The organism is Palleronia sp. LCG004 (genome assembly GCF_032931615.1).
Classification (GTDB): domain Bacteria; phylum Pseudomonadota; class Alphaproteobacteria; order Rhodobacterales; family Rhodobacteraceae; genus Palleronia.
Genome location: NZ_CP136759.1, coordinates 1,747,592 through 1,773,546 on the forward strand (window position 1 = coordinate 1,747,592; position 25,955 = coordinate 1,773,546).

Annotated in this window: 34 protein-coding genes, 1 tRNA gene and 1 other RNA gene; 19 read left to right on the forward strand and 17 right to left on the reverse strand. The window is 60.7% G+C overall.

Annotated elements, in window-relative coordinates; genetic code table 11:
* Positions 1-106 precede the first annotated feature (106 nt).
* From ssrA to RVY76_RS08470, 7 genes are all read left to right on the forward strand, one after another.
* Positions 107-457, forward strand: a transfer-messenger RNA (tmRNA) gene (ssrA, locus tag RVY76_RS08440).
* Positions 458-557: 100 nt separating this feature from the next.
* On the forward strand, positions 558-983 hold the full coding sequence (locus tag RVY76_RS08445; RefSeq protein ID WP_317373438.1) for an ester cyclase: 426 nt from the start codon (positions 558-560) through the stop codon (positions 981-983).
* A 99-nt stretch (positions 984-1,082) separates the two neighbouring features.
* Positions 1,083-1,556, forward strand: a complete 474-nt coding sequence (locus RVY76_RS08450; protein WP_317373439.1) for an SspB family protein — start codon at positions 1,083-1,085, stop codon at positions 1,554-1,556.
* A gap of 83 nt (positions 1,557-1,639) precedes the next feature.
* Positions 1,640-3,031 carry a class II fumarate hydratase gene (gene fumC / locus RVY76_RS08455; protein WP_317373440.1) on the forward strand — a complete coding sequence of 464 codons (1,392 nt, stop codon included), beginning with the start codon at positions 1,640-1,642 and terminating at the stop codon, positions 3,029-3,031.
* Positions 3,028-3,213 (forward strand): DUF4169 family protein, encoded by a 186-nt coding sequence (locus tag RVY76_RS08460; protein WP_317373441.1) that lies wholly within the window; start codon positions 3,028-3,030, stop codon positions 3,211-3,213. Before fumC ends, RVY76_RS08460 begins: the two co-directional genes overlap by 4 nt.
* Complete coding sequence (locus tag RVY76_RS08465) at positions 3,210-3,434, forward strand: ribbon-helix-helix domain-containing protein (protein WP_317373442.1); 225 nt, start codon at positions 3,210-3,212, stop codon at positions 3,432-3,434. The genes RVY76_RS08460 and RVY76_RS08465 overlap by 4 nt, the downstream gene beginning before the upstream one ends.
* 36 nt (positions 3,435-3,470) lie before the next feature.
* Positions 3,471-3,698 carry a sulfurtransferase TusA family protein gene (locus RVY76_RS08470; protein ID WP_317373443.1) on the forward strand — a complete coding sequence of 76 codons (228 nt, stop codon included), beginning with the start codon at positions 3,471-3,473 and terminating at the stop codon, positions 3,696-3,698.
* A gap of 46 nt (positions 3,699-3,744) precedes the next feature.
* Here the strand turns inward: RVY76_RS08470 and RVY76_RS08475 are convergent, their stop codons facing one another.
* The 7 genes from RVY76_RS08475 to purC form a co-directional block, all read right to left on the reverse strand.
* Positions 3,745-6,309 (reverse strand): Rne/Rng family ribonuclease, encoded by a 2,565-nt coding sequence (locus RVY76_RS08475; RefSeq protein WP_317373444.1) that lies wholly within the window; start codon positions 6,307-6,309, stop codon positions 3,745-3,747.
* A gap of 436 nt (positions 6,310-6,745) precedes the next feature.
* Entirely contained in the window at positions 6,746-8,077 is a 1,332-nt protein-coding gene (locus RVY76_RS08480; protein WP_317376738.1) for a sigma-54 dependent transcriptional regulator, read from the reverse strand.
* Positions 8,078-8,090: 13 nt separating this feature from the next.
* Entirely contained in the window at positions 8,091-9,842 is a 1,752-nt protein-coding gene (locus RVY76_RS08485) for an ATP-binding protein (RefSeq protein WP_317373445.1), read from the reverse strand.
* 37 nt (positions 9,843-9,879) lie between these two features.
* Entirely contained in the window at positions 9,880-10,548 is a 669-nt protein-coding gene (gene purQ, locus RVY76_RS08490) for a phosphoribosylformylglycinamidine synthase subunit PurQ (protein WP_317373446.1), read from the reverse strand.
* A 13-nt stretch (positions 10,549-10,561) separates the two neighbouring features.
* The gene (locus RVY76_RS08495) at positions 10,562-11,179 is read right to left on the reverse strand and encodes a 5' nucleotidase, NT5C type (RefSeq protein WP_317373447.1); all 618 of its coding nucleotides are present in this window, start codon (positions 11,177-11,179) and stop codon (positions 10,562-10,564) included.
* A complete protein-coding gene (purS, locus tag RVY76_RS08500; RefSeq protein ID WP_317373448.1) occupies positions 11,091-11,321 on the reverse strand; it encodes a phosphoribosylformylglycinamidine synthase subunit PurS in 231 nt (76 codons plus the stop codon). The genes RVY76_RS08495 and purS overlap by 89 nt, the downstream gene beginning before the upstream one ends.
* A gap of 65 nt (positions 11,322-11,386) precedes the next feature.
* The gene (purC, locus tag RVY76_RS08505) at positions 11,387-12,148 is read right to left on the reverse strand and encodes a phosphoribosylaminoimidazolesuccinocarboxamide synthase (protein WP_317373449.1); all 762 of its coding nucleotides are present in this window, start codon (positions 12,146-12,148) and stop codon (positions 11,387-11,389) included.
* Between the two features lie 142 nt (positions 12,149-12,290).
* On the opposite strand from purC, the gene RVY76_RS08510 reads away from it, so the two are divergent.
* Together RVY76_RS08510 and bmt are read left to right on the forward strand one after the other, a co-directional pair.
* On the forward strand, positions 12,291-12,605 hold the full coding sequence (locus RVY76_RS08510) for a DUF1476 domain-containing protein (protein ID WP_317373450.1): 315 nt from the start codon (positions 12,291-12,293) through the stop codon (positions 12,603-12,605).
* Positions 12,606-12,704: 99 nt separating this feature from the next.
* Entirely contained in the window at positions 12,705-13,724 is a 1,020-nt protein-coding gene (bmt, locus tag RVY76_RS08515) for a betaine--homocysteine S-methyltransferase (RefSeq protein ID WP_317373451.1), read from the forward strand.
* Between the two features lie 4 nt (positions 13,725-13,728).
* Here bmt and RVY76_RS08520 read toward each other — a convergent pair whose 3' ends face one another.
* Together RVY76_RS08520 and RVY76_RS08525 are read right to left on the reverse strand one after the other, a co-directional pair.
* Complete coding sequence (locus RVY76_RS08520) at positions 13,729-14,529, reverse strand: GMP synthase (protein ID WP_317373452.1); 801 nt, start codon at positions 14,527-14,529, stop codon at positions 13,729-13,731.
* Between the two features lie 45 nt (positions 14,530-14,574).
* Complete coding sequence (locus RVY76_RS08525; RefSeq protein WP_317376739.1) at positions 14,575-15,654, reverse strand: PA0069 family radical SAM protein; 1,080 nt, start codon at positions 15,652-15,654, stop codon at positions 14,575-14,577.
* Positions 15,655-15,775: 121 nt separating this feature from the next.
* Here RVY76_RS08525 and RVY76_RS08530 point away from each other — a divergent pair, with 121 nt between their 5' ends.
* From RVY76_RS08530 to RVY76_RS08540, 4 genes are read left to right on the forward strand one after another with little or no spacing between them, the layout of a single operon-like run.
* Entirely contained in the window at positions 15,776-16,489 is a 714-nt protein-coding gene (locus tag RVY76_RS08530; protein WP_317373453.1) for a B12-binding domain-containing protein, read from the forward strand.
* Positions 16,490-16,539: 50 nt separating this feature from the next.
* Positions 16,540-16,755: a hypothetical protein gene (locus RVY76_RS08535; protein WP_317373454.1), complete on the forward strand. Its 216-nt coding sequence runs from the start codon at positions 16,540-16,542 to the stop codon at positions 16,753-16,755.
* The gene (locus tag RVY76_RS18710) at positions 16,755-17,063 is read left to right on the forward strand and encodes a heavy metal-binding domain-containing protein (protein WP_410795986.1); all 309 of its coding nucleotides are present in this window, start codon (positions 16,755-16,757) and stop codon (positions 17,061-17,063) included. Before RVY76_RS08535 ends, RVY76_RS18710 begins: the two co-directional genes overlap by 1 nt.
* 4 nt (positions 17,064-17,067) lie before the next feature.
* Positions 17,068-17,706: a DUF1638 domain-containing protein gene (locus tag RVY76_RS08540; RefSeq protein ID WP_317373455.1), complete on the forward strand. Its 639-nt coding sequence runs from the start codon at positions 17,068-17,070 to the stop codon at positions 17,704-17,706.
* A gap of 3 nt (positions 17,707-17,709) precedes the next feature.
* Here the strand turns inward: RVY76_RS08540 and RVY76_RS08545 are convergent, their stop codons facing one another.
* The gene (locus tag RVY76_RS08545; RefSeq protein WP_317373456.1) at positions 17,710-18,120 is read right to left on the reverse strand and encodes a SufE family protein; all 411 of its coding nucleotides are present in this window, start codon (positions 18,118-18,120) and stop codon (positions 17,710-17,712) included.
* 147 nt (positions 18,121-18,267) lie between these two features.
* On the opposite strand from RVY76_RS08545, the gene RVY76_RS08550 reads away from it, so the two are divergent.
* Positions 18,268-18,684, forward strand: coding sequence for a hypothetical protein (locus tag RVY76_RS08550; protein ID WP_317373457.1), 417 nt, complete (start codon positions 18,268-18,270; stop codon positions 18,682-18,684).
* A 10-nt stretch (positions 18,685-18,694) separates the two neighbouring features.
* On the opposite strand, the gene rnd is transcribed toward RVY76_RS08550, so the two are convergent.
* The 3 genes from rnd to purM all read right to left on the reverse strand — a co-directional run bounded on the left by rnd (position 18,695) and on the right by purM (position 21,570).
* Complete coding sequence (rnd, locus tag RVY76_RS08555) at positions 18,695-19,852, reverse strand: ribonuclease D (protein ID WP_317373458.1); 1,158 nt, start codon at positions 19,850-19,852, stop codon at positions 18,695-18,697.
* Positions 19,853-19,933: 81 nt separating this feature from the next.
* On the reverse strand, positions 19,934-20,527 hold the full coding sequence (gene purN, locus RVY76_RS08560; protein ID WP_317373459.1) for a phosphoribosylglycinamide formyltransferase: 594 nt from the start codon (positions 20,525-20,527) through the stop codon (positions 19,934-19,936).
* Positions 20,524-21,570 (reverse strand): phosphoribosylformylglycinamidine cyclo-ligase, encoded by a 1,047-nt coding sequence (gene purM, locus RVY76_RS08565; RefSeq protein ID WP_317373460.1) that lies wholly within the window; start codon positions 21,568-21,570, stop codon positions 20,524-20,526. Before purM ends, purN begins: the two co-directional genes overlap by 4 nt.
* 105 nt (positions 21,571-21,675) lie before the next feature.
* Between purM and RVY76_RS08570 the strand changes: the two genes are divergently transcribed.
* Together RVY76_RS08570 and RVY76_RS08575 are read left to right on the forward strand one after the other, a co-directional pair.
* Positions 21,676-21,873, forward strand: coding sequence for a hypothetical protein (locus RVY76_RS08570; protein WP_317373461.1), 198 nt, complete (start codon positions 21,676-21,678; stop codon positions 21,871-21,873).
* A 35-nt stretch (positions 21,874-21,908) separates the two neighbouring features.
* Positions 21,909-21,985: transfer RNA gene (locus tag RVY76_RS08575), tRNA-Ile, on the forward strand.
* A gap of 10 nt (positions 21,986-21,995) precedes the next feature.
* Here RVY76_RS08575 and RVY76_RS08580 read toward each other — a convergent pair.
* From RVY76_RS08580 to RVY76_RS08595, 4 genes are all read right to left on the reverse strand, one after another.
* A complete protein-coding gene (locus RVY76_RS08580) occupies positions 21,996-23,114 on the reverse strand; it encodes a site-specific integrase (protein ID WP_317373462.1) in 1,119 nt (372 codons plus the stop codon).
* A 168-nt stretch (positions 23,115-23,282) separates the two neighbouring features.
* Positions 23,283-24,017, reverse strand: coding sequence for a hypothetical protein (locus tag RVY76_RS08585; RefSeq protein ID WP_317373463.1), 735 nt, complete (start codon positions 24,015-24,017; stop codon positions 23,283-23,285).
* A gap of 300 nt (positions 24,018-24,317) precedes the next feature.
* Positions 24,318-24,539 (reverse strand): hypothetical protein, encoded by a 222-nt coding sequence (locus RVY76_RS08590; RefSeq protein WP_317373464.1) that lies wholly within the window; start codon positions 24,537-24,539, stop codon positions 24,318-24,320.
* On the reverse strand, positions 24,536-24,781 hold the full coding sequence (locus RVY76_RS08595) for a hypothetical protein (protein WP_317373465.1): 246 nt from the start codon (positions 24,779-24,781) through the stop codon (positions 24,536-24,538). The genes RVY76_RS08590 and RVY76_RS08595 overlap by 4 nt, the downstream gene beginning before the upstream one ends.
* Positions 24,782-24,903: 122 nt before the next feature.
* On the opposite strand from RVY76_RS08595, the gene RVY76_RS08600 reads away from it, so the two are divergent.
* The 3 genes from RVY76_RS08600 (at position 24,904) to RVY76_RS08610 (ending at position 25,947) form a co-directional block, all read left to right on the forward strand.
* Positions 24,904-25,086, forward strand: a complete 183-nt coding sequence (locus RVY76_RS08600; protein WP_317373466.1) for a transcriptional regulator — start codon at positions 24,904-24,906, stop codon at positions 25,084-25,086.
* A 184-nt stretch (positions 25,087-25,270) separates the two neighbouring features.
* Positions 25,271-25,531 carry a hypothetical protein gene (locus tag RVY76_RS08605; RefSeq protein WP_317373467.1) on the forward strand — a complete coding sequence of 87 codons (261 nt, stop codon included), beginning with the start codon at positions 25,271-25,273 and terminating at the stop codon, positions 25,529-25,531.
* Positions 25,532-25,764: 233 nt separating this feature from the next.
* On the forward strand, positions 25,765-25,947 hold the full coding sequence (locus RVY76_RS08610) for a hypothetical protein (RefSeq protein WP_317373468.1): 183 nt from the start codon (positions 25,765-25,767) through the stop codon (positions 25,945-25,947).
* Positions 25,948-25,955: the final 8 nt, after the last annotated feature.

Sequence of the window (25,955 nt, forward strand, 5' to 3'; positions counted from 1 at the left end):
TGCCCATTCTCCATCGACCGAGCTCACCGGTCAGCCTTCTTCCCAGATAACATATCCCTCGCTGCACTGACTCCCCGGCGAGAAACTTGAAGCCGCAACGCCCAAACCGCTTGAAATTGTCAGCGAAGCACGCCAAATCTTGAGCTGTGTCTTCGGACACTATGGACATAAACGCGCTCGTAATAAGCGGTTCGGACCCGGGGGCGGTACCCGGCGGCTCCACCAAACATCCCATCGTTGGGGATCATGGGGCCGAAATAGGATCGACGGACGTCTAAAGGGGTTGCTTTGTCTCGGTGAGGTACCACCGTTATCGGTCCGGAAAAGTACAATTGCCAACGACAATCGTGCTCCGGTCGCTGTCGCAGCCTAAGCTGTGACAAGACCGAAATCTAAGCCCTTGCGCCTAGCAGCGTAAGGCGGGGTTCGCAGGCACCTGGCAACAGAAGCCTGCATCTTCCCTTCCATCTCGCAGTTATTCGACCGCCTCTGAATCGTAAACGTTTCGGTAATCATGACACGTTAAGCAATCCCCGGTTGCATTCGATGGGGATGATATGTGCCATTCGAGTATCCTGCGGGACTTCTATACGACGATCTGGGAGCAGGGCAGGATCGATGAGCTCGACCGCTTCTTTACGGAGGACATCCGCGCCGACGGGTGGTTTCCGGGCATGCCCGTGGGCTCTGCGGATTTCGCCGTCCTGGTTCTGACGATCCGTTCGATGGTGACCGATATCAGGTTCACCATCGAAAGGACTGTAACTCAGGACGACTGGATCTCCGCCTATATCCGGGTCGATTGCTTCTGCGGGAGACGAGGTGTGGAGCTGCGGATAACCGGACAGCTCATGGCTCGCTTCGAGGGGAATCGAATGGCCGAAGCGTATAACCACATGGACATGATCACATATTTCGTCCAACTCGGATTGCTGCCGGACGACATCACCTTCCGGATGCTGAACGGATGCGAAGCCGCTTAGGCCATTCCGCTCTGTCTACGCAATGAACTAGAACGCAATTCCGGCCCTTTCATTCGGAACCGAATCCCGTATGGTCGGATGAGATGAAAGGGGTGCGCCATGACGACGAGTATCGATTACGGAAACCTGATGCACGCGGCGATGCGCGGCCTCATCCGTCGCGTACTCGAAGACGTCGCACAGCGCGGATTGCCCGGAGAGCATCACTTCTTCATCACGTTCGATACCATGCATCCCGATGTCGAGATCGCCGACTGGTTGTCCGATCGCTATCCCGGCGAGATGACGGTAGTGATGCAGCACTGGTTCGACGGCCTTGATGTCGGTGAAGACGGTTTTGCGGTAACGCTCAATTTCGGTGAACGTCCCGAGCCGCTTTACATCCCCTACGACGCAATCCGTACATTCGTGGATCCGTCGGTAGAGTTCGGCCTTCGCTTCGAAACTCAGGAGAACGAGCGCGCCGATGACGTCAGCGCCGCCGACATGGTCGAAATCGACGATGAGGATGATTCTGCCGCCGGAAAGAAGGGTGAAGGTGAGGTCGTCAGCCTCGACGCTTTCCGCAAGTAGCGCCCTTCGGTCTCGCACGGGATTGTCCGCAGACCCCGATGCGCGCTATGCCTCGCAGCGAACCATCGCCCGAGGAAGACAAGATGACCGAGACCCGCACCGAAACCGACAGCTTCGGACCGCTCGAAGTCCCCGCGGACAAGTACTGGGGCGCGCAGACACAGCGCTCGCTCATGAATTTTCCCATCGGTTGGGAACGGCAGCCGATTGCAATCGTCCGCGCGCTTGGCGTCATCAAGCAGGCTTGCGCCGTGGCGAACAAGGCCGGGGGCAAGCTGGACGATCGGTTGGCTGACGCCATCGTCGAAGCCGCCTCCGAAGTCGTCGCAGGCAAGTGGGACGATCACTTCCCACTCGTCGTCTGGCAGACCGGGTCCGGCACGCAATCGAACATGAATGCCAACGAGGTCATTGCCAATCGTGCGATCGAGATCCTCGGGGGTCAGATCGGATCCAAGGATCCTGTCCATCCGAACGACCACTGCAATATGGGTCAGTCGTCGAACGACACCTTCCCGACCGCGATGCACATCGCAGCTGCGACCACCGTCCGCGACGTCCTTCTTCCGGGTCTCGAAAAGCTGCACGCGGCACTCGATGCCAAATCGAAAGACTGGGCCGATATCATCAAGATCGGCCGTACGCACACGATGGATGCGACCCCCCTGACCCTCGGTCAGGAATTCTCGGGCTATGCTCATCAGATTGCCACTGGAATTGAACGGGTAAAGGGCGTTCTGCCGCGCCTTTATCAACTCGCACAAGGCGGAACTGCGGTCGGAACCGGCCTGAACTCGCCCAAGGGTTGGGGCGAGGATGTCGCGGGCCATATGGCCGAGATCACCGGACTGCCCTTCGTCACGGCACCCAATAAATTCGAAGCGCTTGCCGCGCATGACACACTTGTCGAGCTTTCGGGCGTCCTGAAGACACTTGCGGCCTCGATCTATAAGATCGCAAGCGATATCCGCCTGCTCGGATCTGGTCCGCGTTGCGGCCTTGGCGAGTTGATGCTGCCCGAAAACGAACCCGGCAGCTCAATCATGCCCGGAAAGGTGAACCCGACCCAGGTCGAGGCCATCACGCAGGTGTGCGCCCATGTCATGGGCAACGATGCAGCCGTTGGCTTTGCCGGTTCGCAAGGACAATTCGAACTCAATGTGATGAAGCCGATGATGGCCTACAATGTGCTTCAGAGCTTGCAGCTTCTGGGCGATGCTTGCGTGGCTTTCACCGACAATTGCGTTGCAGGGATCGAGGCCGACGAGGATCGGATCGGCACATTGATGCACCAGTCGCTGATGCTCGTCACCGCCCTTGCGCCCGAAATCGGCTACGACAACGCGACCAAGGTCGCCAAGACGGCCCACAAGAACCGCACGACCTTGCGCGAAGAGGCGATCAATCTCGGTTTCGTCGATGCCGAGACCTTTGATCGCGTCGTGCGCCCCGAAGACATGATCGGCCCGAAATGAACGATCGACCGATCAATCTGAACCGCGCGCGCAAGGAGCGTGATCGGGAACGCGAAAAGACGCGTGCGGACGAGAACGCGATCATTCACGGTCGAACCAAATCCGAGCGCATGGCCGAAGCCATGCGCTCGGAGAAAGCACGCGCCCATCTCGATGCGCATCGCTTTTCGGACGAGGATTGAGCGGCCCTCCGCGAAAGCACTCCCTGTCACTCAGGGGGCATCGCACCTCTGTTTCGCTTGAGGACGAGTTCTGGCTGGCTTTCCGCGATATCGCGACGGCAGACGGCCGTCCGATCAACGATCTCGCAGCCGAGATCGATGCCGCGCGTGACCCGCGTACGGGTCTCGCGTCGGCTATCCGCGTGTTCGTACTGAACCGCCTGCGACGGGATGTAGGGTGAAGGTGTTTCCAGCGCGAAGCATTCGAGATGTTTGAAATGGATTTCGACGACGATGTCGACGCCAGGGGCCTGCTCTGCCCCCTCCCCGTCCTGAAGCTGCGAAAGCGCCTCTCTGGCCTTGGCCAAGGAACCATTCTGCGTCTTCTGGCAGACGATCCCGCCGCTGCAGTCGATGTTCCACACTTCTGTGCCGAAGCAGGACACGAACTTCTCGGTCAATCCGAAACGGATGATGTCCAGATCTATTACGTGAGAAAGAGATAACGACACGAAATGCGCCGGCCAATGGGCCGGCGCATGTATTGGGATATCAGCCGCGCAGTGACCACCAACCGCGTTTCTTCGGCTTCGGATCATCCTCGGCCGCATCATCCCGAACGTCATTGGCAGGAACAGGCGGCGCTACAGGCGCTTTCTCCGTGATACGCTCGGAGACATCCTCGGAGACCGGCTGCGGGGCTGCCGGCTCTGCGCTTTCCGGCTTCCGCTCAGTCGACGCGTCCGACTCTCGCCGTTCGGCGGCCGGACCAGGAGCTTCCGCCACTTCAACGGCGACAGGCTCCTCTACGTTCGGCTCAGACTTGGCCGAGGTCTCGTCGCTGGACTTACGACTGCGGGACCGGCTGCGCTTGCGCTTCGGTTTCTCGCCGTCCTTAGGCTGTTCCACCGCCTCGGCCACCGGCTCGTTGCCCGCCTCTTCCGAGCCCGCATCCCCAGAGTTGTCGGTCGATCGATCCTGATCCTCCGCCCCCGGCTGATCGCCGTTCTCACCACCGTTCTTCCGACGACGACGACGACGACGACGCTTCTTGGGCTTCTCGTCACCCTCAGCGGCGGGCTGTTGCGTCACTTCGGCCTCCGCAGTGGGAGCTTCCGGCGCTTCGGTCTCGTCGATCTCGGCAGGGACCTCCTCGTCGAGATCTTCCATCATGGCGGCGGAGGACACGATCGCGGCCGTTTGCTCGACCACGCGGGTCACCTGAGTCTTGAATTTTTCGACCTTGTAATCGGGGCTGACAAGGGTCGCATCCCCTTCGATCCGCACCACCATCCCGTAGCGCGCCTCGATCTGGGCGACGTGGTCACGCTTGTGGTTCATGAGGTAATTGGCGATCTGCACGGGAGCGGTCACGCAAACCTCCTTGGTGCGCTTGCGCGTTCCTTCTTCCTCGAGTTGACGCAGAATGGCGAGCGAGACGTTCTCGTCGGACCGCAGGAGGCCCGTGCCATGGCAATGCGGACATGGCTGGGTCGTTGCCTCGATCATGCCGGGACGCAGCCGCTGGCGGGACATTTCGAGCAGGCCGAACCCAGAGATCTTGCCGACCTGAATCCTCGCGCGATCGGTCTTGAGCTTGTCCTTGAACTGCTTCTCGACATTCGCATTGTGCTTGCGATCTTCCATGTCGATGAAGTCGATCACGATGAGACCCGCCAGATCCCTCAGGCGCAGCTGGCGCGCGACTTCCTCGGCTGCCTCCATGTTGGTCTTGAAGGCGGTCTCCTCGATCGAGCCTTCTTTCGTCGCACGGCCGGAGTTCACGTCGATCGCGACAAGCGCCTCGGTGACGCCAATCACGATGTAACCCCCCGATGGGAGCTGCACGGTCGGATTGTACATGCCGCCGAGATAACTCTCCACTTGGTGGCGCGCGAAAAGCGGCATCTGATCGTGGTAATTTTTGACGTTCTTCGCGTGGGACGGCATGATCATCTTCATGAAGTCCTTGGCCACGCGATAACCAGCATCGCCCTCGACAAGCACCTCGTCGATATCGCGATTATAGAGGTCGCGGATCGAGCGCTTGATGAGGTTGCCTTCCTCGTAGATCGGAGCTGGCGCGATCGATCTCAGCGTCAGCGCGCGGATCTCTTCCCACATGCGCTGAAGGTATTCGTAGTCGCGCTTGATCTCGGTCTTGGTGCGCTTTGCCCCAGCCGTCCGGACGATGAGCCCGGCACCGCGCGGCACCTCGATCGAGTTTGCAATCTCCTTGAGCTTCTTGCGGTCGGCCGCATTGGTAATCTTGCGGCTGATCCCGCCGCCACGCGCCGTGTTGGGCATGAGCACGCAATAGCGACCTGCGAGCGACAGATAGGTCGTCAGCGCCGCTCCCTTGTTGCCTCGCTCTTCCTTGACGACCTGCACCAGAAGGATCTGGCGAACCTTGATGACTTCTTGGATCTTGTACTTCTTCGCGCGTGGCTTCCGGCGCGGGCGAACCTCATCGACGACGTCGTCGTCCGCAACGGACTCGATCGAGGAATCCCGCTCGGATGCGTCGTCTGCCGCGTCATAGGGCTTCTCGTCCTCATCGCCATGACGCGATTCATCGTCATCTTCCTCGCCCTGCACAAGATCGACGACATCCATGCCGGGGATCCCTTCGACCACGGCCATCGTGCGCGCTGCCGCATCGATATCTGCCTCGCTGGCCGCGATGTCGTCGGACACGGCCTCCGCGTCGGTTGACGACGCTTCGGTCGAGGTCTTGGCATCGTCGGAGACAGTTTCGGCGGCCTTCGACCGGTTCCGCGAGCGCGAACGCTTTCGCGGTTGCTCCTCTTCCTCGCGCTCAGCTTCGGCCTCGGCAGCCTCTTCGGCAAGCAGCGCCTCGCGATCCGCGATCGGGATTTGATAATAATCGGGGTGGATTTCCGAGAAAGCCAAAAAGCCGTGGCGGTTGCCGCCGTAATCGACGAAGGCTGCCTGGAGCGAGGGTTCGACCCGCGTCACCTTGGCGAGGTAGATGTTCCCCGCAAGCTGACGCCGGTTCTCGGATTCGAAGTCGAATTCCTCGACCTTGTTTCCATCAACGACGACCACGCGAGTCTCCTCCGCGTGGGTGGCGTCGATAAGCATCTTCTTTGCCATATATCCAATTTCCGCAATCCTGGCGGTGCGGCGCAGCCAATTGGCGGCGCGGTCGATCCGGCGAATTGTCTTATTGCGGCGACGGCGCTCGGTCGTCCGACGCTGCACGCGCAGCCGAGGCTGTCCAACGTTTGCAGGTCTGTCAACGGCATGCGGCGCATCGCATTTCATCTCCGACAGGCAGGCCGCGCCCGACTGTCTCTAAGGGTCCGGACAGGCATAGCCTTTGCCGGATTTGGAAGGGGCCTCGGCCCCGATCTGCATGACCGGCACATCCCTGAGGTGCGGCCGACCAGCGAAATCAAGCAGCCGAAGCTCTATCCTTTCGGATCCTCACCCCGGCTCCGCCCAGCATAGAGGAGTTTGCGATCCCATTACAATCGGATTATGTCTTCGGTATGACGCAACCTTGGATTGATTCCGAGGCCTGCGTTCGTCAGCCGCCGAGATAGTCCGACCTGCTCAAGCCGTATTTTGCCATCTTCTCGTTCAGTGTACGACGTGGAAGGCAAAGCTCGTCCATGACAGCAACGATGGAGCCGCGATGACGTCGCATCGTATTGTCGATCAGCATCCTTTCGAACGCCTCGACATATTCCTTGAGCGGCTTGCCCTCTGTCGTCATGCCGGGTTCGTCCGTTTCTTCGTCGGCCATCAGAAGCGACGAGATCTTGCCCGACCCTCGGCGGTTCTGCATCACCGCGCGTTCGGCCACGTTGGTGAGCTGCCGGATATTGCCGGGCCACGGTGCCTGGAGAAGCTGCGCGGCCTCCTGCGCACTGATTTCGGGCGCGTCGCAGCCATATTCCTCTGCCGCCTGCTCCGAGAACCGTGCAAAAAGGGTCAAGATATCCTCACCCCGCGCCCTCAATGGTGGCAGAGTGATCTTCATCGCGGCAAGGCGGTAATAGAGGTCCGGCCGAAGTACGTCCTCGACGGTGCGCCCCTGGGCCGAGAGGTTCGAGATGGCAATAATGCGCGTTTCGGCAGGCGTACCCTGCTCGTTCATCCAGGTCAGCAGCCGCGCCTGAAGAGCACCCGGCAGCGCGTCGATATCCTCGAGGACGAGCGTCCCCCCACGGGCCTGCTCGAGCAGCGGTATATCCTCACCGCCTGCACCAAAAAGCCGTCCCGACAACGTTTCCTCATCCTGACCGGCGCAGGAGAAAAGCACGAACTTGCGACCCGTTTTGGCACCCACGGCGTGCAGCGCGTGGGCGACAAGCGTCTTTCCGGTGCCCGTTTCGCCATCGATGAGGACATGACCATCCGCCTGGCCGAGATCGAGAATATCCTCCCGCAGGCGTTCCATGACAGGCGAGGACCCGACCAGCTTTCGCATGATGCCCGTGCCGTCGCTGAGTTCGCGGCGAAGCGCACGGTTGTCGAGCGTCAGCCGCCGGCGCGAGATCGCGCGCTTCACGAGATCGGTCATCCGCTCGGGGTTAAAGGGTTTCTCCAAAAAATCGAACGCACCGACACGCATTGCCTCGACCGCCATCGGCACGTCGCCGTGCCCGGTGATCATGATGACCGGCAACGCGGAATCAGCTGCCATGAGCCGCTTGAGAAACGCCATTCCGTCCATACCCGGCATCTTGATGTCGCTGACCACCACGCCGGCATAGTCAGTCGGCAACGTCTTCAGCGCCTCTTCGGCCGAGCCAAAGGTTTCGGTTTCATAACCCGACAGGGCCAGCCACTGGCTGATCGACTGCCGCATGTCGTGTTCGTCATCAACGATCGCGATCTTCATCTGTGCTGCCATCCACTCTTCCCCCTCATTCCGCAGCCTCCTGCATATCGCTTCGGATCGGCAGGGACATCTCGAAAACGGCACCGCCGTCACGGGCGTTCCGCGCGGTCAGCCGTCCGCCTAGATCCGCAACGATGCCTGACGAGATTGCGAGCCCAAGCCCTGTGCCGTCGCCCGCAGCCTTCGTCGTGTAGAACGGCTCGAAGAGGGATTCGAGATCCTTGATGCCCGTGCCGTTGTCACGGACGGTCAGCACTGCGTTATCACCCGCCGACAGGATCAGTTCGATCCGGGGATCCGGCGTGTCCTTCGTCGCGTCGATCGCGTTCCTGAGAAGGTTGACGATGACCTGCTCGACCCGGATGCGGTCGGCCACCACTGGAACCGGAGCACCCGGAACGGAGCGCGAAATCGCCACGTCACGCGCCTTGAGCTGCGGTTCCATCATGGCAAGCGCAGCACTCAGCGAATTGCGCAGGTCGAGCGTTTCGAACGCATCGCCCCCCTTGCGCGCATAGCTTTTGAGCTGACGGGTGATCGCACCCATCCGTTCGATCAGGTCGTCGATCCGGTGGAACGAAGCCAACGCCTCGTCGGGACGCTTGCGCTGGACGAGAAGCCGGGCACCCGCAAGGTAGGTCTTCATCGCCGCGAGCGGCTGGTTCAGTTCATGGCTGACCGAAGCCGACATCTCTCCCAGAACAGCAAGCTTCGATGTTTGTGCGACGGTCTGCTCGGCCACTTCTAGGTTCTTTTCGGCCTTTTCACGCTCGGCAATTTCCCGCTGCAAGGCCACATTGAGGGCGCGAAGATCCGCCGACTCCCGCTGGAAAAAATTCGACCTGCTCGCTGCACGACGGCTGGCCCAGAACGACCCGGCCGCAATCAGCAACGCGAATCCCATGATCTCCAGCGCGAGCACTCCGTTCACGCGCTCCCGCACGGAAGCCGAAGTCGTGAAACTGGTCATACGCCAGCCTTGGAACGGGATCCGGGTAGATTGCCGCATCACCGCCTCGCCTGCGACATAGGCGTCAGCCGGAAGCGCAGTCCAGTCGTTGGTGGCTTGGATCGCCCGCTCGATCGCACCTGTGGCCGAACGACGGGCAAGAGCCTCGTCCTCGCTCAGGCCGCGCCATCTCGATTCAGTGGCGAGAATGATCTGACCCTCGCTGTTCGTCACCAGTACGGCGTCCGAGAACCCCGCCCAGCTGCTTTCGAACTGACGCAAATCGACACCCACGACGATGACACCCGTCAGCGCGCCGCCGACCTCGATCCGGCGGGAATACGAAAATGCGAAGGCCCCGCTTTCGCGCTGAACAAGCGAAAAGACCGTCCCGTCATTTCGCAAGGCATCTACGAAATACGGCTCTTGCCTGTGGTTCGACCCCAACCGCTCCCGGTCGGTGGCGGCCACGGCGCGTCCGTCACGGTCAAGCAGCATCAGGGATTGCGCGCCGATCTCGTCGAGATACGAAATCAGCCGTTGTGTCGTCTGGGAATATTCCTGGGACGTCAGCGCGCCGATCAACGCCGGGTCGCGGCTCAGCAGAAGCGGTACGACACTCGCGCGCTGAAGGGCACTCATCAGGTTGCCGGAATACAGGGCGAGACGCACCTCGGCCCGGTTACGTGTGCTTTCGGTGAAACGCTCGGTTAGCAGGGTGTTCGTCACCCAGACGACGCTCAGCGCCACGATCACGGCGAAAGCCGCGGCGACACGCCAGGGCCATCGCCGCGGAGGCGACGGATCGGGGATGATCGGCGGCTTCATGCGCAGAGGCTAAGCGCGGCAGGCCCTTCCGACAAGTTCATGCATCCGCAAAGCTCTGACAAAGCGCATCGAACAAGATGCGGCCGTCGGTGCCACCAAGGGCGGGATCAGCCGCGCGTTCGGGATGCGGCATCATGCCGAGTATGCGCCCGTTCTCGCTGAGCACGCCGGCAATGTCGTTCTGCGATCCATTCGGATTTGCAGCATAGGCGAACGCAATGCGGCCGTCCCGCTCGAGTCGGTCGAGCGTGTCGCGGTCGGCCACATAATTGCCGTCGTGATGGGCGATCGGAATGTCGATGATCTGCCGCTCGCGATAGCCTCGCGTGAAATCGCTTTCGTGATTGCGCACGACGAGCGGCACAGTCCGACAGATGTATTTGAGCTGCCGGTTACGCATCAGCGCGCCCGGCAGCAGACCGGTCTCGGTAAGGATCTGAAAGCCGTTACAGATGCCTAGGACATAACCACCCGCCGCCCCGTGAGCCACGACGGCGTCGACGACAGGAGACCGTGCCGCGATCGCCCCGCAACGCAGGTAATCCCCGAAGGAGAAGCCTCCCGGAAGGCAGACGAGATCGACCCCGGAGGGCAGTTCGCGATCCTTGTGCCAGACCATCTCGACAGATGCGCCCGCCTGCCGCAGTGCCACCGCAAGATCGCGGTCGCAGTTCGACCCGGGAAAGACAATGACGGCTGCCTTCATGGCGAAGCTCTCCTCAAGCGAAACCCGAGACCATCGCCTCGGCATCTGCCCAGTTGGTCAAGCGATGAGAGACCTGATCGCCACGATTGTGCGGAGCGTCAAAGCAGATGCCAGTACCGCCGAAGCCCGTGAAATGGCGCGGTGAATCGTCGATGAGAAGGTCGGCGGCGATTACGCTCTTGTCGCCGCAGAGCACGATGTTCATCGGCGAAATATCAGGAAAGTGCCGTGCGAGCCAAGCGATCTTGTGCGGGCAGGATGCAGGATATTCCATCGCGGCAGTCGCGACGAAAATTTCGTGGTCCTGCGCCAATGCGGCGATTCCCTCTTGCGCACCCTGCACAACGGCCAGATCCGCGAAGAAGAGCCCCCGCTGCATCTCGCTTTCGACCTGGGCCGCATCTTCGCTGCCCGCGAGATCCGAAAGATGCCGCCCCGCGATCTCCTCCTCGCTCCACGTGTAACCGCGTGCGGCGAAAAGCGCGAGCTTCGCGGCATGAGTGTCGGCCATGACCTCATCCATATCGATGGCAATCCGCATTTCAAAGGATCTCCACGCGATAGCTCTCGATGACGGTATTGGCGAGAAGGCGCTCGCACATCTCATCGATGCGGGCGGTATCTGTCCCATCCTCAAGATCGAGTTCGATGACCTTGCCCTGCCGCACACCGCGCGCCTCGGTGAAACCGAGCGCGCCCAGCGCATGGCGTACGGCCTCGCCCTGTGGATCGAGAACGCCGTCTTTCAGCATGACGTGCACACGTGCCTTCATCGCGCGGCCCCCTGCTTCATCTGTCAAAAAATACTCAAATCCCGCGGCCGAACGACCGCAGGCCGTCAGTTGATCAAGGTGGGCTTCGTCGCGTGAGTGACGTTCGAGGGCAGAACGCCCAGCCGCCGCGCCACCTCCGTATAAGCATCGGCAAGATTTCCGAGGTCGCGACGGAAGACATCCTTGTCTAGCTTCTGTCCCGTCTCGAGATCCCAGAGCCTGCACGAATCGGGGCTGATCTCGTCGGCGATGACGAGACGCTGGAAATCACCGTCCCAGATACGCCCGATCTCGATCTTGAAATCAACGAGCTTGATGCCGACGCCGAGCATGATGCCCGACATGAAATCGTTCACCCGAAGCGCGAGCGAAATCATGTCGTCGAGATCCTGCTGCGAGGCCCAGCCAAAAGCCAGGATATGCTCCTCGCTCACCAGCGGATCCCCGAGCTTGTCATCCTTGAGACAGAATTCCACGATCGGCCGCGGCAGCGCCGTCCCTTCGGCAAGTCCAAGGCGCGTCGACATGGAGCCGGCGGCGAAGTTGCGCACGATGACCTCGAGCGGGATGATCTCGACCTGTCGGATCAGTTGCTCGCGCATGTTGATCCGCTTGATGAAGTGCGTGGGCACTCCGATCTGGGCAAGGCCCTTCATGAAGAACTCGCTCAGGCGGTTGTTCAGCACGCCCTTGCCGTCGATCGTTGCCTTCTTCTCGGCATTGAAGGCCGTGGCGTCGTCCTTGAAATACTGGACGAACGTACCGGGCTCGGGACCCTCGTAGAGGATCTTGGCCTTGCCTTCGTAGATTTTCTTGCGCCGTGCCATGATGTCTCCTGACGGGCGCGACCGCGCGCGCCTTCTCGTCCCGCCTATAGGCGAAAGCCCTGCCCTTGCCAAGAAGGCCCTCTTGGCGGGCCGGACCCCACGCCACATATCAGTAACGAACCAGCAAGGAGAATCTCGCGATATGAGCGACATGAAAGACAGGCGCGACGCCTTCGAAAGCAAGTACGCCCATGATGCGGAAATGCAGTTCCGTGCAGAGGCGCGGCGCAACCGCCTTCTCGGAGTCTGGGCTGCCGAGAAGCTCGGCAAGAACGGAGCCGAAGCCGAGGCCTACGCGAAAGAGGTCGTAAAGGCCGATTTCGAAGAGGCAGGTGAGGAAGACGTCTACCGCAAGGTGAAGGGCGATCTGGACGACAAGGTCTCGGAGGCGGAACTGCGCGAGAAGATGGACGCGCTCATGATTCAGGCCAAGGCCGAACTCGCCGACATGGCCTGACGCCGGCGCGCGATGGCGCATGATGATCATGAAACATCCGCATTTGCGCGCATGATAGAGACGTGGCAGACCCCGCGCGACCGAAGGAGACCCAAAGAGATGCCCCAAGACGCACTGACGAAGATGCTCGAGGCCCGAGAATGGATTCTAGCCGACGGCGCGACCGGGACCAATCTCTTCAATATGGGGCTGCAATCCGGCGATGCGCCGGAGCTCTGGAATGTCGATCATCCCGAGCGGATCCGCGATCTCTACCGCGGTCCGGTGGAGGCAGGAAGCGACCTGTTTCTTACCAACACGTTCGGCGGCAATGCCTCGCGGTTGAAACTGCACGACGCGCAGGATCGCGTCCGCGAACTCAATCGCGCAGGTGCGGAGATCGCACGCGAGGTCGCGGATGCGCAGTCGCGTCCGGTCGTCGTAGCGGGCAGCGTCGGACCCACCGGTGACATCTTCGTCCCGATGGGAACACTGACCCACGAAGTTGCGGTCGAGATGTTTCACGAACAGGCCGAGGGGCTGAAGGAGGGCGGGGCTGATATTCTCTGGGTCGAGACGGTCTCGTCACCGGAAGAGTACCGTGCGGCCTCGGAAGGGGCGGCGCTTGCGGACATGCCATGGTGCGGCACGATGAGCTTCGACACGGCCGGCCGCACGATGATGGGTGTGACGAGCGCGGACATGGTCACGCTCGTCGGCAAGATGAAGGAGCACCCTCCGGTGGCCTTCGGAGCGAATTGCGGTGTCGGGGCCTCCGACCTGCTGCGCACAGTTCTGGGTTTTGCCGCGCAATCGCCCGACCGGCCGATCATCGCGAAGGGCAATGCGGGTATCCCTAAATACGTGGATGGTCACATTCACTATAACGGCACGCCCGAACTCATGGCCGATTACGCCGTGATGGCGCGGGATGCCGGCGCGCGTATCATCGGCGGTTGTTGCGGCACAACTTCCGAACATCTGCGCCATATGCGCGAGGCGCTCGAGACTAAGGCAAAGGGGCCCGCCCCAGACCTTGCCGAGATCGAAGCGAAGATGGGCGGATTTTCCTCTCCCAGCGATGGCACCGGTGACGTTGCAGGTCCGGTACGTCAACGCCGGGGGCGCAGGCGCGGTTGACGCGTCAGGAGATGCGGAAGGACGCGGTGAAGGGCAAATGGTCCGAAACGCGATCTCGAAACGCCTCCCGGCCCATCTCCATCGTCCAGTGCATCGGAAAGAGACGGAGCGTTCCACGGATATAACGCGTGGAATATGTCCGGCTGATCGCGAAACCGTCCAGAAGGTTGGCCCGCCCGAGATCGAGAATATGAGAGAACCTGTCCTGCAGATCCCAGCTCGATACGAAATCCATCACGTCGTCGCCGCCGAGATGATGGAAATTGCTGACGTCCTGCCCGGGGATCATGTTGAAGTCGCCCATCATCAGAATAGCTCGGCGGGACTGACCCTCCGCAGTGCGATAGGCTTCGACATAAGCGCCGATCGCGCGGCATTGCGTGTCGCGCAGCGCCTGTTCGGCCGCGCCGCGACCGGATTTGAGATGCAATCCCAGCACATGAGCCGAAAAGCCCCCGATACGTGTATCAAACGCAAGGGCGCGGCGCCCCTTCTCGTACTTTCCCTCGGTGCCAGGGATCAGCCTTGCATTCTCGACGGTCACGCCCGATTTGGCCAGAATTCCGATATGCAGCCCATGGGGCTGCGCCACGAAGACGGGGAGGTAATCGACCCCCTGCTCTGCGAGGCCTTTGGCGAGCGCATCGAGATGGCTTTCGCCATAGAGTTCGACGAGCACGACCATCTCAGCATCGAGGAACGCGAGCCCCGCCACCTGCCGAGCAAGGCGGTCGGGCGAGACGTACTGGTACCCGGCGAGATTCCAGACCGCGACGCGGGCCACGCTGTGGGCAAAGCTGACCATGTCGTTGCCTATCATAAAGCACACCGCGCGGCACCGAATATCTGCTCAGAACAGCGAGGGCTGGCGTTCCGTACCGAGCGGCACCTCGAAGAGGTCGCATCTGAGCGGATCCAGATGTTCATCGAGGCCGAGACGCCGGACGGCGAGGTCGAAGCGCTTGGCCAGAAGCGCGGCATAGACCCCTTCCCCGCGCATCCTCAATCCCCATTCCGCGGAATACGTTTTGCCGCCATGCATCTCGCGCAGGCGGGCGAGCACCTTTTCCTTTCGGTGCGGTGCGTGCCGTTCGAGCCATTCCTCGAAAAGTCCCGCGACCTCGTAGGGCAAACGAAGCATGACCCAAGACGCGGCGACCGCCCCTGCATCGCGCGCGGCCTCGAGGATACGTTCGAGTTCGGAGTCAGTCAGGCCCGGGATCATCGGCGACGCCATGACCCGGACCTGGATGCCCGCTCGGGCAAGACGCTCGATCGTCTTCAATCGACGCACCGGAGATGGGACTCGGGGCTCGAGGTTGCGCGCGAGCTGCGCGTCGAGCGTCGTCACCGAGATGCCGACGCGTACGAGTTCTCTCTCCGCCAGTTCCGACAAGATATCGATATCACGCTCGACCAACGATCCCTTGGTCGCGATGGTCAGCGGATGTCGGTGGGCCTGCAACACCTCCAGGATGCCGCGCATGATGCGCCGTTCGCGCTCAATCGGTTGGTAGGGATCGGTGTTCGTCCCAAGGGCGATCGGCGCGACTTTGTACCCCTTTTGGCCAAGCTCCCGCGCAAGGATGCGTGGCGCGTCGGGCCGTGCGACGAGCTTCGTCTCGAAGTCGAGTCCCGGAGAAAGTCCCAGAAAACCATGGGTCGGCCGCGCGAAACAGTAGATGCAGCCATGCTCGCAACCGCGATATGGATTTATCGAACGGTCGAAGCCGATATCCGGCGAGGTGTTTCGCGTGATGACGCTGCGCGGAACGTCCTCCCGCACCTCGGTCCTGAGAAGCGGCAGATCCGCATCGGGCGACCAACCGTCATCCTCGGCCACGCGGACAAGCGTATCGAACCGCGTTTCCGGGTTCGAGGCGGCGGCACGGGCGCGGCTGCGATGTCTGGGCGGGGCGGGTCGGTCCATACCCGAAGAATAGAACGAATTGAGAACATTTGCCAAGTCCGCCATCGGCACCATCTCGGTGGGAAGTCGCGGACGAAATCCGGCGCGCGGAACCCGCGCGCCCAAGAAGGAGTGCAAGTCCATGTCCGATGATCAGGACGACATCATCCTGTCGGAGCTCGATGACGACGAGCTCGTCCAGCAGATGCAGGACGACCTTTACGACGGCATGAAGGAAGAGATCGAGGAATCCGTGAACATCCTGCTCGAACGCGGGTGGCAGCCATACGATATCCTGACAAAGGCGCTCGTCTCCGGCATGACGATCGTCGGCAACGATTTCCGCGACGGCATCCTCTTCGTGCCGGAAGTTCTTCTCGCTGCGGGGGCGATGAAGGGCGGAATGGGGATCTTGAAGCCTCTTCTGACCGAGACCGGCGCGCCCAAGATGGGCAAGATGGTGATCGGCACCGTGAAGGGCGATATCCACGATATCGGCAAGAACCTCGTCGGAATGATGATGGAAGGAGCGGGCTTCGAGATCGTCGATCTGGGCATCAACAATCCCGCCGAAGATTACATCGAGGCGCTGAAGCGCGAGAAGGCAGAGATCCTCGGCATGTCTGCGCTACTGACGACCACGATGCCATACATGAAAGTGGTCATAGACTTGCTCAAAGAGCAGGGGATCCGCGACGATTACATCGTGCTGGTGGGCGGGGCACCTCTCAATGAGGAATTCGGCCGTGCGATCGGTGCCGATGCCTATTGCCGAGACGCGGCCGTCGCGGTGGAAACTGCAAAGGCGCAGGTGGCACGTCGACACAACAAGGTCGGGGGCGAGGCGGCCACTTGATGCCGCCCTTCCCCGCGCCGACATGATGGATACCCTTAAGGAGACGGGACATGCCCCTCGACAAGTTCGTTATGATTCTCGTCATCGTGATTATCGGGGGCGGCATTACTGTTGCGATCGCTGCGGCAGTTCAGGCTAACATCGCGCCTCCGGTCCGTCTTGCCGCGTTGATCCCGGGGGTCCTCGCGACGTATATTGTGCTGCATTTCATGGCTCGACGTGCTGCCAATCGCGACGACGACCGCCAAGGCCGGACACCGCGCTGATGCCGGTCGTTAGGATCGATACCGCACCGTGCCGGGTAATCGACAAGACGCTTGGCCCGTCACTTGGTTCGACCGTAAGGGCTAGGCACGTATCCAGCGACATTGCCGCACCCCTTTGCAACGTCGCAATTGGAAAGATCAGGCAATACGCGGAGCATTCGGCCGACGTGCAAAGGCGAACATTCGACCGGATGGTCACAGGTACAAGGCGACGCGGTGCAAATGCGATCGTGTATGCCCGGTTCGAAACGTCGCAAATTTCTTTGAAGGTAGAAGAAGGCTACGGCAGGCCGGTCAGGTCGAACTGATCCGATGTCTCTGCCCTCCTCCGACATACTGACCCATGAGGGGGCAGCGCCCGATGGCAACGGACGGGTGCTGATCCTTGCCTGCGGTGCCCTTGCGCGCGAGATCGCGGCGCTCATACGATTGAACGACTGGCACCACATGGATCTCGCATGCCTGCCCGCGATCCTGCACAATCACCCGGATCGCATTCCAGGTGCCGTCGGCGAGGCTGTGGAGCACCACCGTGCGACTTATGACCGGATCTTCGTGGCCTACGGTGATTGCGGAACCGCCGGCACGCTAGCAGGTACCTGCGACGACCTCGGGGTCGAGATGATCCCCGCCCCGCATTGCTATGCCTTCTTCGAGGGGACCGAGACATTCCAATCGCGCAGCGCGCACGAGTTCACTGCCTTTTACCTCACCGATTTCCTGGCCCGCCAGTTCGACGCCTTCGTGATCCGCCCGCTGGGCCTCGACCGTCATCCTGAACTGCGCGACGCCTATTTCGGCCATTATACCAAACTCGTCTATCTGGCGCAGACCGAAGATCCGGACCTGACCGATCACGCACGGGAGGCAGCTTTCCGCCTCGGCCTCGACTTCGAGAGACGGCTTACGGGTTACGGCGATCTTGGCCCGGCTCTCGCCCGTCAGGCGTAACGCTCAGCCGGCATGTGCCGTGACGGCGCGGATCCGTTCGACCATCGCACGCAATCCGTTCGATCGCTGCGACGACAGATGGTCGTCCAGTCCCAAACGGTGCAAAGCTCCTTCGGCATCCACGGCCGGGACCTCGCCCACCGGCCGCCCCGCATAAAGCGCATGCAAGACGGCGATCAGACCTTTCACGATCATCGCATCGCTGTCCCCACCAAAATCGAAGCGCCCGTTCTCGATCCGCGGTACCAGCCAGACCTGGCTCGCGCAGCCCTCGACCTTCGTCGCCGGGCTTTTCGACGCGTCGTCGAGCGGTGGGAAATCCCGTCCCATCTCGATCACGTGGCGATACCGATCCTCCCAATCGTCGAGGAAGTCGAAGGTCTCGGCAATCTCGTCGAACTCGGCTTGGGCCATGATCGTCTCCTTCGGGGGGCGCGGTCGGGTTTGACCTAGGCAATCGGCCGGAGCCGCGCAAGACAGGCCGGACTTTTCAAGCGGGTCGCCTTGGGATAGGGCCTGACGGGAACGCATGCGGCGAAGCGGACCGGTCGGGAGCGCGATATGGGCAGGAAGATTGTGATGGCGGCGCTTCTGGTCGTAGCGACCGCCGCATGCGAGCGGGAAGCCGATCGGCAGAGGCTCGCAACCGAACCGCAAGCCGTTGCGATCGATCCGCGGCCGCTCATCGCCGAGATCGTCTCGGTCGCGGCCGAGCCTGCTCCGAGCGGCGTCATCCTCCGTGCCACGGGCCGTGCGCCAGTGCAGGGCTACTACCAGGGCGCACTGCTGCCGGTGCCGAGCGCGCCTGGATCGCTTACCTTCCAGTTCCGTGCCGCACAGCCGACCGAGGCCGGAAGGGTATCGACCCCTCGCTCTCGCGAAGTGACTGTCGCCCTTGCCCTCGATACCGAGGAACTCGCCGGAATTTCCGAGTTGAGGGTCAGCGGCGCGACGAACGCGCTCGCCGTACGGCGCTGAGCGGACCCGCTCAGAGCTCGAAGACCACCACGTCGTTGCCCTGCGCCTTCAGACCGACGCGTCCTTCGCACATCCGGATCGCATCGCGTCCGAAGACCTTCTTGCGCCACCCCGAAAGGGCCTGAACCTCGCGCCCGCCGGCCGCGATCGTGTCGAGATCGGCCGAGGTCGCGATCAGCTTCTGCGCGACGCCTGCCGTTTCCGCCTTGGCCTTCAGAAGCACGCGCAGCAGATCGGCAAGCGCGGGGTTCACCTGCAGCTTGTCGCGAACGTTGTCCGTCTCGGGAAAATCCTTAGGATCCACCTCGAGCCCCGCTTGCACGGCAGCGAGAATTCCGTCGGCGATCTCGCCTTTGCGGGCTTCGCGCAGGAGAAGCCTCGACCGCGCGAGATCCTTCTCTGATGACGGTTTGGTCGATGCAAGTTCGATCAGCGCGTCGTCCTTGTAAACACGGCTGCGCGGCACGTTACGGGCTTGCGCATATTCCTCGCGGAACGCGGCGAGCTCTCTCAGAATGGCCATGAACCGGCCCGACTGCGTGCGCGTCTTGACCCGTCGCCAAGCGTCACGGGGCGCAATGCGATAGGTTTCAGGATCGGTAAGAACCGACAGCTCCTCCTCGACCCATTCGGTGCGGCCGGATCGCGCAAGCTCGGCCGAAAGATGTTCATAGATATCACGAAGATGAGTCACGTCCGCCAAGGCGTAGGATTTCTGCGCATCCGTCAGGGGACGCCGCGACCAGTCGGTAAAGCGGCTGGACTTGTCGATGTTGCCCTTGGCGATCTTGCGGACCAGCGTCTCGTAACCAACCTGTTCGCCAAAGCCGCAGACCATTGCGGCGACCTGCGTATCGAACAGGGGTGCAGGGATCACGCCACCCTCGATGCAAAAGATTTCAAGATCCTGACGGGCGGCATGGAAGACCTTCACGACGCTTTCGTCGCGGAAGAGGTCGTAGATCGGATCGAGAGAGAGGCCCTCCACGAGTGGATCGACCAGAACCGCGTCTTCCTCGTCATTTCCCGGGATCGCAAGCTGGATCAGGCAGAGCTTGGAGTAGTAGGTCCGCTCGCGCAGGAATTCGGTATCGACGGTGACGTAGGGGGCAGTGGCAGCGCGGGCGCAGAAATTTGCAAGCGCTTCGGTCGTGGTGATCGTCATCATGTGGCTTGCGTCATCCTTCCGTTGAGGGGATCGCCCCTGAATCCCGGCGGTGATATGCCGATGCGGCCGGGTTGAAAAGCGTCAGGGAATGTGAAGCGGGTCACGACACCCTTCGGCCACGCGGCGCAGGACAGCTGGATAGAGCCGATGCTCCGCCTGCAAGACGCGCGCAGCGAGAGTTGCGGCATCGTCGTCCGGTTGAACCGCAACGCGCGCTTGCCCGAGGACCGGCCCGTCGTCGAGTTCCGCCGTCACCTCGTGAACCGTACAGCCCGCCACTGTGTCGCCGGCCGCGATCGCGCGGGCATGTGTGTCCAGACCCCGATATTTCGGCAGGAGCGATGGATGGATATTGAGCATTCGTCCCTGCCAGAGATCGATGAAGGGCGGCGTTAGGATCCGCATGAAGCCCGCGAGGCAGATCAGATCGGGCTGCGCCGCGGCGAGGCGCTCGTGCAATGCCGCCTCGAACGCTCCGCGATCGCCGGCGAAATCGCGATGATCGACGCATGCGGTGGGAATGCCGCGGGCAGAGGCGCGGTCGAGCCCACCGGCCCCGGGCTTGTTCGACAGGACAAGACACGGCCGCGCCGGATGATCGCCGGTCATGCTATCGGCGAGCGCCACCATGTTCGACCCTCCGCCCGACAGCAGGATCGCGACGCGCAACGTCACGCGAGGGTGCCGTCGTAGCTCACGCCCTCGCCGGGCAGCACCATGCCGAGCGCCACGACCCGCTCTCCTGCTTCATGAAGAAGGGTCGCGATCTGCTCCGCGCGATCCTGCGCAACGACGACGACCATGCCGATGCCGCAATTGAACGTCTTGAGCATTTCAGATGTCTCGATCCCGCCGGCATACGCAAGCCATGAGAAGACCGGCGGCATCTTCCATGCACCGAGATCGATCCGCGCGCCGAGCCCTGCCGGCAGAACGCGCGGCAGGTTCTCGGTCAGCCCCCCGCCGGTGATATGTGCGAGCGCGTGTACGCCACCCGCCCGAACCGCCGAAAGGACCGGCGTGACATAGAGCCGCGTGGGTACGAGCAGCCCCTCGCCCAAGGTTCCCTCCCCGAACGGGCTCTGATCCGACCAATCGAGATCTGCCCGCTCCGTCACGCGGCGCACGAGCGAGAAACCGTTGGAATGAACCCCATCCGACGCAAGGCCGAGCAGGACGTCCCCTTCGGACACGTCCGACGGCAGTTCCGATCCGCGCTCCATCGCCCCGACGGCGAAGCCCGCAAGGTCGAAATCACCGCCCGCATACATGCCTGGCATTTCGGCCGTCTCACCACCGATGAGGCCGGTATTCGCACGACGACACCCTTCTGCAATGCCCTCGATGACACGGGCGGCCCGATCCATGTCGAGCTTTCCAGTCGCGAAATAGTCGAGAAAGAACAACGGCTCCGCGCCTTGACAGACAAGGTCGTTGACGCACATTGCGACAAGATCGATGCCCACGCCCTCAAGCCTGTCGGTGTCGATGGCGAGCCTGAGCTTGGTGCCGACGCCATCGGTCGCCGCGACGAGGACCGGATCGAGAAAGCCTGCCGCTCGCGGATCGAACAGTGCGCCGAAGCCGCCCAGACCCGACATCATGCCGGCGCGGGCCGTCGCTTTGGCGGCGGGCTTGATCCGATCGACAAGTTCGTTACCCGCGCCGATATCGACGCCAGCTTCGGCATAGGTCAGTCCCCGCTTCTCATCGCTCATCTGCCGGTATCCCTTGCCGCCCCACGATTGCGCGGTGCGATAGCCCAAACGCGTGGGTGCCGCAACGTCCGTGGAACCGGTCCGCCGTTCGGCTGTTTTCCGCCCATGACACTCAATGCGTTCCTCTTTGCCTTGACCTCTTTCATGATGCCCGATCCGCACGTCGGACCAGTGGAGCCGGATATTCGGGCAATGGCCGAGATCGACGGCGACATCGCGACGTTCACGACCGAAGAACGCCGCAAGCTCGATGTGCTGCAACAGGTTCTCGGCACCTCGCCTGTCGGCCAGCCAGCCTCTTGACGGATCCAACCCCTCTGATACGTCCCTGCATCGGCGGGCCTGTAGCTCAATTGGTTAGAGCAGAGCGCTCATAACGCTTTGGTTGGGGGTTCAAGTCCCTCCGGGCCTACCAAACGCCATGATTACTCCTTGCTTCTCAGTTGCTTGGACTGATTTGTGGCGAACCTAGCGGGATGGTTCGTCAATTTCCGTTCCGGATTTACCCCGCCCGGAAGACTGGCGATCGCTGAGTCTGCTTTGGCGTGCCGACCGAACCGATCGCAGTATTTCTGCGCCTCGCGGATATCCCGATGCCCACTCACGGCCATCACCTTGAAGACATCGCCCTCCACCTCGGCGATGCGGCGACAGATGGCCTTCCTGAGCCCGTGAGATGAGCAAAGGGGCAATCCTGCTTTGTCGCACCATTTCCGCATCGAACTCCCGAGGCCGCTTGGCGTCCGGCTCTTGCCGTTCGCGGTTTCGAGAAAGGTGAAAGCGTCCGTACGGACATGGCGGAGCGTCTCGGCAAGATAGGGATGGATGGTGATGCTCACCTCCACGCCATCAGGGTTCAGCTTCGTCTTTCGACGACGATAGGCGAGCCGTCCATCGCGAACGTTCCCTCGACCGAGCTGCACTGCGTCGCATTTCGCGGCCCCCGTGTAGAGCATCAGCGTCATTGCAAGATGCGCGGGCGTCCCGATTCGGTGGATCTCGTAAAAGCGCTGGATCTCGGCCTCGTCCCACGCGTGGAACCCGTCAGGATTGGTCGGGAACCGCTTAACGCCCCGCACGGGGTTGTCAGTGCGCCATTCCAACTCGATTGCGAGGTCCATAAGCTGCGCGAGCCGCTTTAGCGTCTTGTTCGCCCTCTGCGGTGTGCTCGCCAGTTCGGCTTTGATGGCCAGCACATGGCGACGCTGCATCTGAGAAGCCCGCTTGAGCCCGTGCTTCTTTCGCAACGGCTCAATGATTGCACGGTAATCTGCCGCGGTGCTGCCTGCGACCGTAGGCAGATGGAGCTGATAAAACTTCACGACGAGATCGGCGAACGTGCCGGGCATCGTGTGCGACACCCCTACCCCGTCCCGCGCTCTTGCGGAGTAGCCGTTCACCGCGTCGGCATAGCGGCGCTGGAACTCTTCGCTGCCCCATTCGGTGCCAAGTTCGGCAGTGAAACCCTTCACCCGGTATCGCCAGCGGCGTTTGCCGTGGCGGTCTTGGTACGACTTTGCATAAGGGAATCGACTGTTCTTCATCTTAATCCCAGTCATTGACCTTATCGAGCTTTCCCGGCTCTCCGATGAGCACGACGATCTTTCCGTCACGGTCAATCTCGACACGCCCCACTGGCAACCCCGCCGCGACAACGCCTTTCGCGGCGCGAGTTATGTCAGCTTGCCGAAAAATAGACGCACGGCCGGCCATCATTTCGGCCTCGCTTCGAGAAAACGACCAATTTCTTGGATAGTATGAAGAGAAAACCAGCGAACACTTTCTAGGTCGCCAGTCCTTATAGGATGACCATCTCCCTCCAATCGGATCTTTTCACTTTCTGATATCGTGCGACCATCATAATGGTATCCACCGCTAGGGGCATAATACTGCTCCTCAAAATACTTCCAGTCATCAGCGTTCACGCCGCTAACCCTAAATCTTGTTATTTCATCCGGTAACTCGAAAGAAACAAAAAGCCGCTTCACGCTCGTTTCTGAAGGCTTTACGACTTCATCAGCGAATTGAGCCTCACCACCCCAAAGCAAGAACCCTTCTAATACATCTAGCGCAGAATGCGCCGACGGAAGCAGTTTCACGCTTGGAACATCAAGCCCCCTTAGTTCCCATTTTGGAGATTCTGGATCTTCTCCAGGGTTGAAATCGTACTTTGCCACCGGTGCCCAATCGGTAAGGTAATGATTGAATCCACGGGAAGATGTGGCGCGATTAATAAAGGCTGGTGCTTCTTTGATCATCGTCGAGCCACAGATGGCATAGATTAAAGTCGCAGCATCGCGATGCGTCACCCTAGCAGCACTGCGGCCGCGACCGCCCTTTGTTACAAGTCCGGCCTCCCGCAAAACCCGCCAAGTCGTTGCTGCTTCGACATCATCGATACCAAGCGTCACCGCGACTTTCTTCTGCAGTTCACCTGGACTAGCCATCTGATCCTCCTCGAGCTCATTGGATATGTAATCCAATGGAACGCATTGCGCAACCCCCATCGGATACGAAACCCAATGGAGGTGTGATTTGTCCGATTTGCACCATCTCTGGATCGAGCTTAATCCTGCTAAGAGAAATCAGCGCGACCTCGATCCGATTTAAGGCATACTCGCAACCGGTTGAGATGGCATTCTAATCGTCGTCGGGGTTCTCACGACATGTCATAGCAATCAGCTCGACCATGCTCTGCGCGCGTTCGATCTCGTCCATCGCGCCGGGAAGAGAATCGTGGGTATCGGTCATGTGTCGGCCTCCTTCGGTTCCTGCTTTTCCTCCATTCGTTCGCATTGTTCGACAAGCTCGCCAGCCATGCGCCCAGCTAGTTCAAGGACAATATCTATCCCTCGTTGTTCAAGCGGTGCGCCATCGCGATCGTTCTCATGGGCGAGCCGAGCGACGTTGATCAGCCCCCAGACCTGATATCCGAGAGTCGCTGCGGTCTGCTCTTTCCCCGCACTCATTGGTTTGCCCTCCCAAGGGGAAGATTTACCTGGTCGAGACCGAGCGACAGCTTGTCGGCCAAGTCCTCCGCATAATTGCAGAGAAACACCCTGCCTTCTGGGCAGGCTTCTTCATTGTCGAGGTGTGTCACGATCCCCATGACGGCATGAAGGCGCGTCGCAAGGCATTGCATATCGCTGACGTGTTTCAGCAGTGCGGGCATAGCTTCTGCATTCCCCGCAGCGAGGTTTCGATAGTCCATTGCCGGTTTCTCCTGGCTGAGGTATCAATACTTAATGTTGATACTGACGGACCCGATATCCGTCAACAGGAAATGTTGATATGAACCCAGCTCAATGCCGCGCAGCTCGCGCAATGATCTCGATGACACAGCCTAAGCTGGCTAAATCCGCGAGCCTCGGGCTTTCAACTGTTGTGGATTTTGAACGCGAGAGACGGCAGGTTTCCGATCAGGCGATCGCTGCCATGCGCGCCGCCCTTGAAGGGGCCGGTATAGAGTTCATTGATACGAACGGCGGCGGCGCAGGCGTCCGGCTTAGTAAATAGATAAGAGGTTGAGATGACTACTCGTCCGACCGAAACGGTGATAAGAAGAGCGATAAGGGCAGCACGGAAAGAAGGCGGGTGCATTGTCCAGATTTGTGATGATCGTGTTCTTATAATTCCACAAGAAGAGATTGAGCATACGCCCGTTAATCCAGCCGACCTTGTTCAATGGTGAGGAAATTCTGTGAGTAATCCATATGGCACGTTTCACGTTGTTTTCTATGAACCGAATCCCGGAGGGGCATACGATCCCGCAGAATTGCGTGATCTTGATATCGAGGCAGCTATAACTATCCCTTCTGTCGGTGACTACGTGTATGATACCCGGGCAGGCAAATTGCCGATTGCCTATAAAGTAAAGTCTCGGCATTTTGATCCTGCGGGCGGCCGGGTAGGAGTAGTGATCGAGCAAGTGGATCAGGTCGAGAATAGTCCGTTTCTTTGATGGCGAGACCCCCGTCCCCATCCATGCCCACAGAGAAGCAGATCAGAGATGCGCATCGCATCGTAACTGAGTTGTATCCCGACGCGCGTATAACTCACGTCGGACCAAGCGGCATTACGTTTGACCATGGAGAGAAGACCGAGCTAAATGGCTGGTAGAACACTGCCTTCGCCCCAACAGTGAGGGAAGTCACGCTAAAGCCGTCCAAGTTAATTGTGAGAGGATATTGAGAAATGACTGATAGGCGACAGATTGATGGCACAGTGCGCGTGGAACAAGAATCAGTTCTTGCAGCCACCGCCTACCGAATGGCCCAAGATATCTGGAATTCGAGCCGGGAAAAATCGCCACGGATCGATGACCATGAGTTTTTTGATCTGGTGAAAAAGTGCCAGCGCTCGCTCAGAGGCCTTTGAGTAAATTG

Excerpts from the sequence above, each read along its gene's own strand:
- RVY76_RS08445 (WP_317373438.1), top strand. The coding sequence starts at position 558 with ATGTGCCATTCGAGTATCCTGCGGGACTTCTATACGACGATCTGGGAG.
- RVY76_RS08450 (WP_317373439.1), top strand. The coding sequence starts at position 1,083 with ATGACGACGAGTATCGATTACGGAAACCTGATGCACGCGGCGATGCGC.
- fumC (WP_317373440.1), top strand. The coding sequence starts at position 1,640 with ATGACCGAGACCCGCACCGAAACCGACAGCTTCGGACCGCTCGAAGTC.
- RVY76_RS08460 (WP_317373441.1), top strand. The coding sequence starts at position 3,028 with ATGAACGATCGACCGATCAATCTGAACCGCGCGCGCAAGGAGCGTGAT.
- RVY76_RS08470 (WP_317373443.1), top strand. The coding sequence starts at position 3,471 with ATGGATTTCGACGACGATGTCGACGCCAGGGGCCTGCTCTGCCCCCTC.
- RVY76_RS08475 (WP_317373444.1), bottom strand. The coding sequence starts at position 6,309 with ATGGCAAAGAAGATGCTTATCGACGCCACCCACGCGGAGGAGACTCGC.
- RVY76_RS08480 (WP_317376738.1), bottom strand. The coding sequence starts at position 8,077 with ATGGCAGCACAGATGAAGATCGCGATCGTTGATGACGAACACGACATG.
- RVY76_RS08485 (WP_317373445.1), bottom strand. The coding sequence starts at position 9,842 with ATGAAGCCGCCGATCATCCCCGATCCGTCGCCTCCGCGGCGATGGCCC.
- purQ (WP_317373446.1), bottom strand. The coding sequence starts at position 10,548 with ATGAAGGCAGCCGTCATTGTCTTTCCCGGGTCGAACTGCGACCGCGAT.
- RVY76_RS08495 (WP_317373447.1), bottom strand. The coding sequence starts at position 11,179 with ATGGGACAGATACCGCCCGCATCGATGAGATGTGCGAGCGCCTTCTCG.
- purS (WP_317373448.1), bottom strand. The coding sequence starts at position 11,321 with ATGAAGGCACGTGTGCACGTCATGCTGAAAGACGGCGTTCTCGATCCA.
- purC (WP_317373449.1), bottom strand. The coding sequence starts at position 12,148 with ATGGCACGGCGCAAGAAAATCTACGAAGGCAAGGCCAAGATCCTCTAC.
- RVY76_RS08510 (WP_317373450.1), top strand. The coding sequence starts at position 12,291 with ATGAGCGACATGAAAGACAGGCGCGACGCCTTCGAAAGCAAGTACGCC.
- bmt (WP_317373451.1), top strand. The coding sequence starts at position 12,705 with ATGCCCCAAGACGCACTGACGAAGATGCTCGAGGCCCGAGAATGGATT.
- RVY76_RS08520 (WP_317373452.1), bottom strand. The coding sequence starts at position 14,529 with ATGGTCAGCTTTGCCCACAGCGTGGCCCGCGTCGCGGTCTGGAATCTC.
- RVY76_RS08525 (WP_317376739.1), bottom strand. The coding sequence starts at position 15,654 with ATGGACCGACCCGCCCCGCCCAGACATCGCAGCCGCGCCCGTGCCGCC.
- RVY76_RS08530 (WP_317373453.1), top strand. The coding sequence starts at position 15,776 with ATGTCCGATGATCAGGACGACATCATCCTGTCGGAGCTCGATGACGAC.
- RVY76_RS08535 (WP_317373454.1), top strand. The coding sequence starts at position 16,540 with ATGCCCCTCGACAAGTTCGTTATGATTCTCGTCATCGTGATTATCGGG.
- RVY76_RS18710 (WP_410795986.1), top strand. The coding sequence starts at position 16,755 with ATGCCGGTCGTTAGGATCGATACCGCACCGTGCCGGGTAATCGACAAG.
- RVY76_RS08540 (WP_317373455.1), top strand. The coding sequence starts at position 17,068 with ATGTCTCTGCCCTCCTCCGACATACTGACCCATGAGGGGGCAGCGCCC.
- RVY76_RS08545 (WP_317373456.1), bottom strand. The coding sequence starts at position 18,120 with ATGGCCCAAGCCGAGTTCGACGAGATTGCCGAGACCTTCGACTTCCTC.
- RVY76_RS08550 (WP_317373457.1), top strand. The coding sequence starts at position 18,268 with ATGGGCAGGAAGATTGTGATGGCGGCGCTTCTGGTCGTAGCGACCGCC.
- rnd (WP_317373458.1), bottom strand. The coding sequence starts at position 19,852 with ATGATGACGATCACCACGACCGAAGCGCTTGCAAATTTCTGCGCCCGC.
- purM (WP_317373460.1), bottom strand. The coding sequence starts at position 21,570 with ATGAGCGATGAGAAGCGGGGACTGACCTATGCCGAAGCTGGCGTCGAT.
- RVY76_RS08570 (WP_317373461.1), top strand. The coding sequence starts at position 21,676 with ATGACACTCAATGCGTTCCTCTTTGCCTTGACCTCTTTCATGATGCCC.
- RVY76_RS08580 (WP_317373462.1), bottom strand. The coding sequence starts at position 23,114 with ATGAAGAACAGTCGATTCCCTTATGCAAAGTCGTACCAAGACCGCCAC.
- RVY76_RS08585 (WP_317373463.1), bottom strand. The coding sequence starts at position 24,017 with ATGGCTAGTCCAGGTGAACTGCAGAAGAAAGTCGCGGTGACGCTTGGT.
- RVY76_RS08590 (WP_317373464.1), bottom strand. The coding sequence starts at position 24,539 with ATGAGTGCGGGGAAAGAGCAGACCGCAGCGACTCTCGGATATCAGGTC.
- RVY76_RS08595 (WP_317373465.1), bottom strand. The coding sequence starts at position 24,781 with ATGGACTATCGAAACCTCGCTGCGGGGAATGCAGAAGCTATGCCCGCA.
- RVY76_RS08600 (WP_317373466.1), top strand. The coding sequence starts at position 24,904 with ATGACACAGCCTAAGCTGGCTAAATCCGCGAGCCTCGGGCTTTCAACT.
- RVY76_RS08610 (WP_317373468.1), top strand. The coding sequence starts at position 25,765 with ATGACTGATAGGCGACAGATTGATGGCACAGTGCGCGTGGAACAAGAA.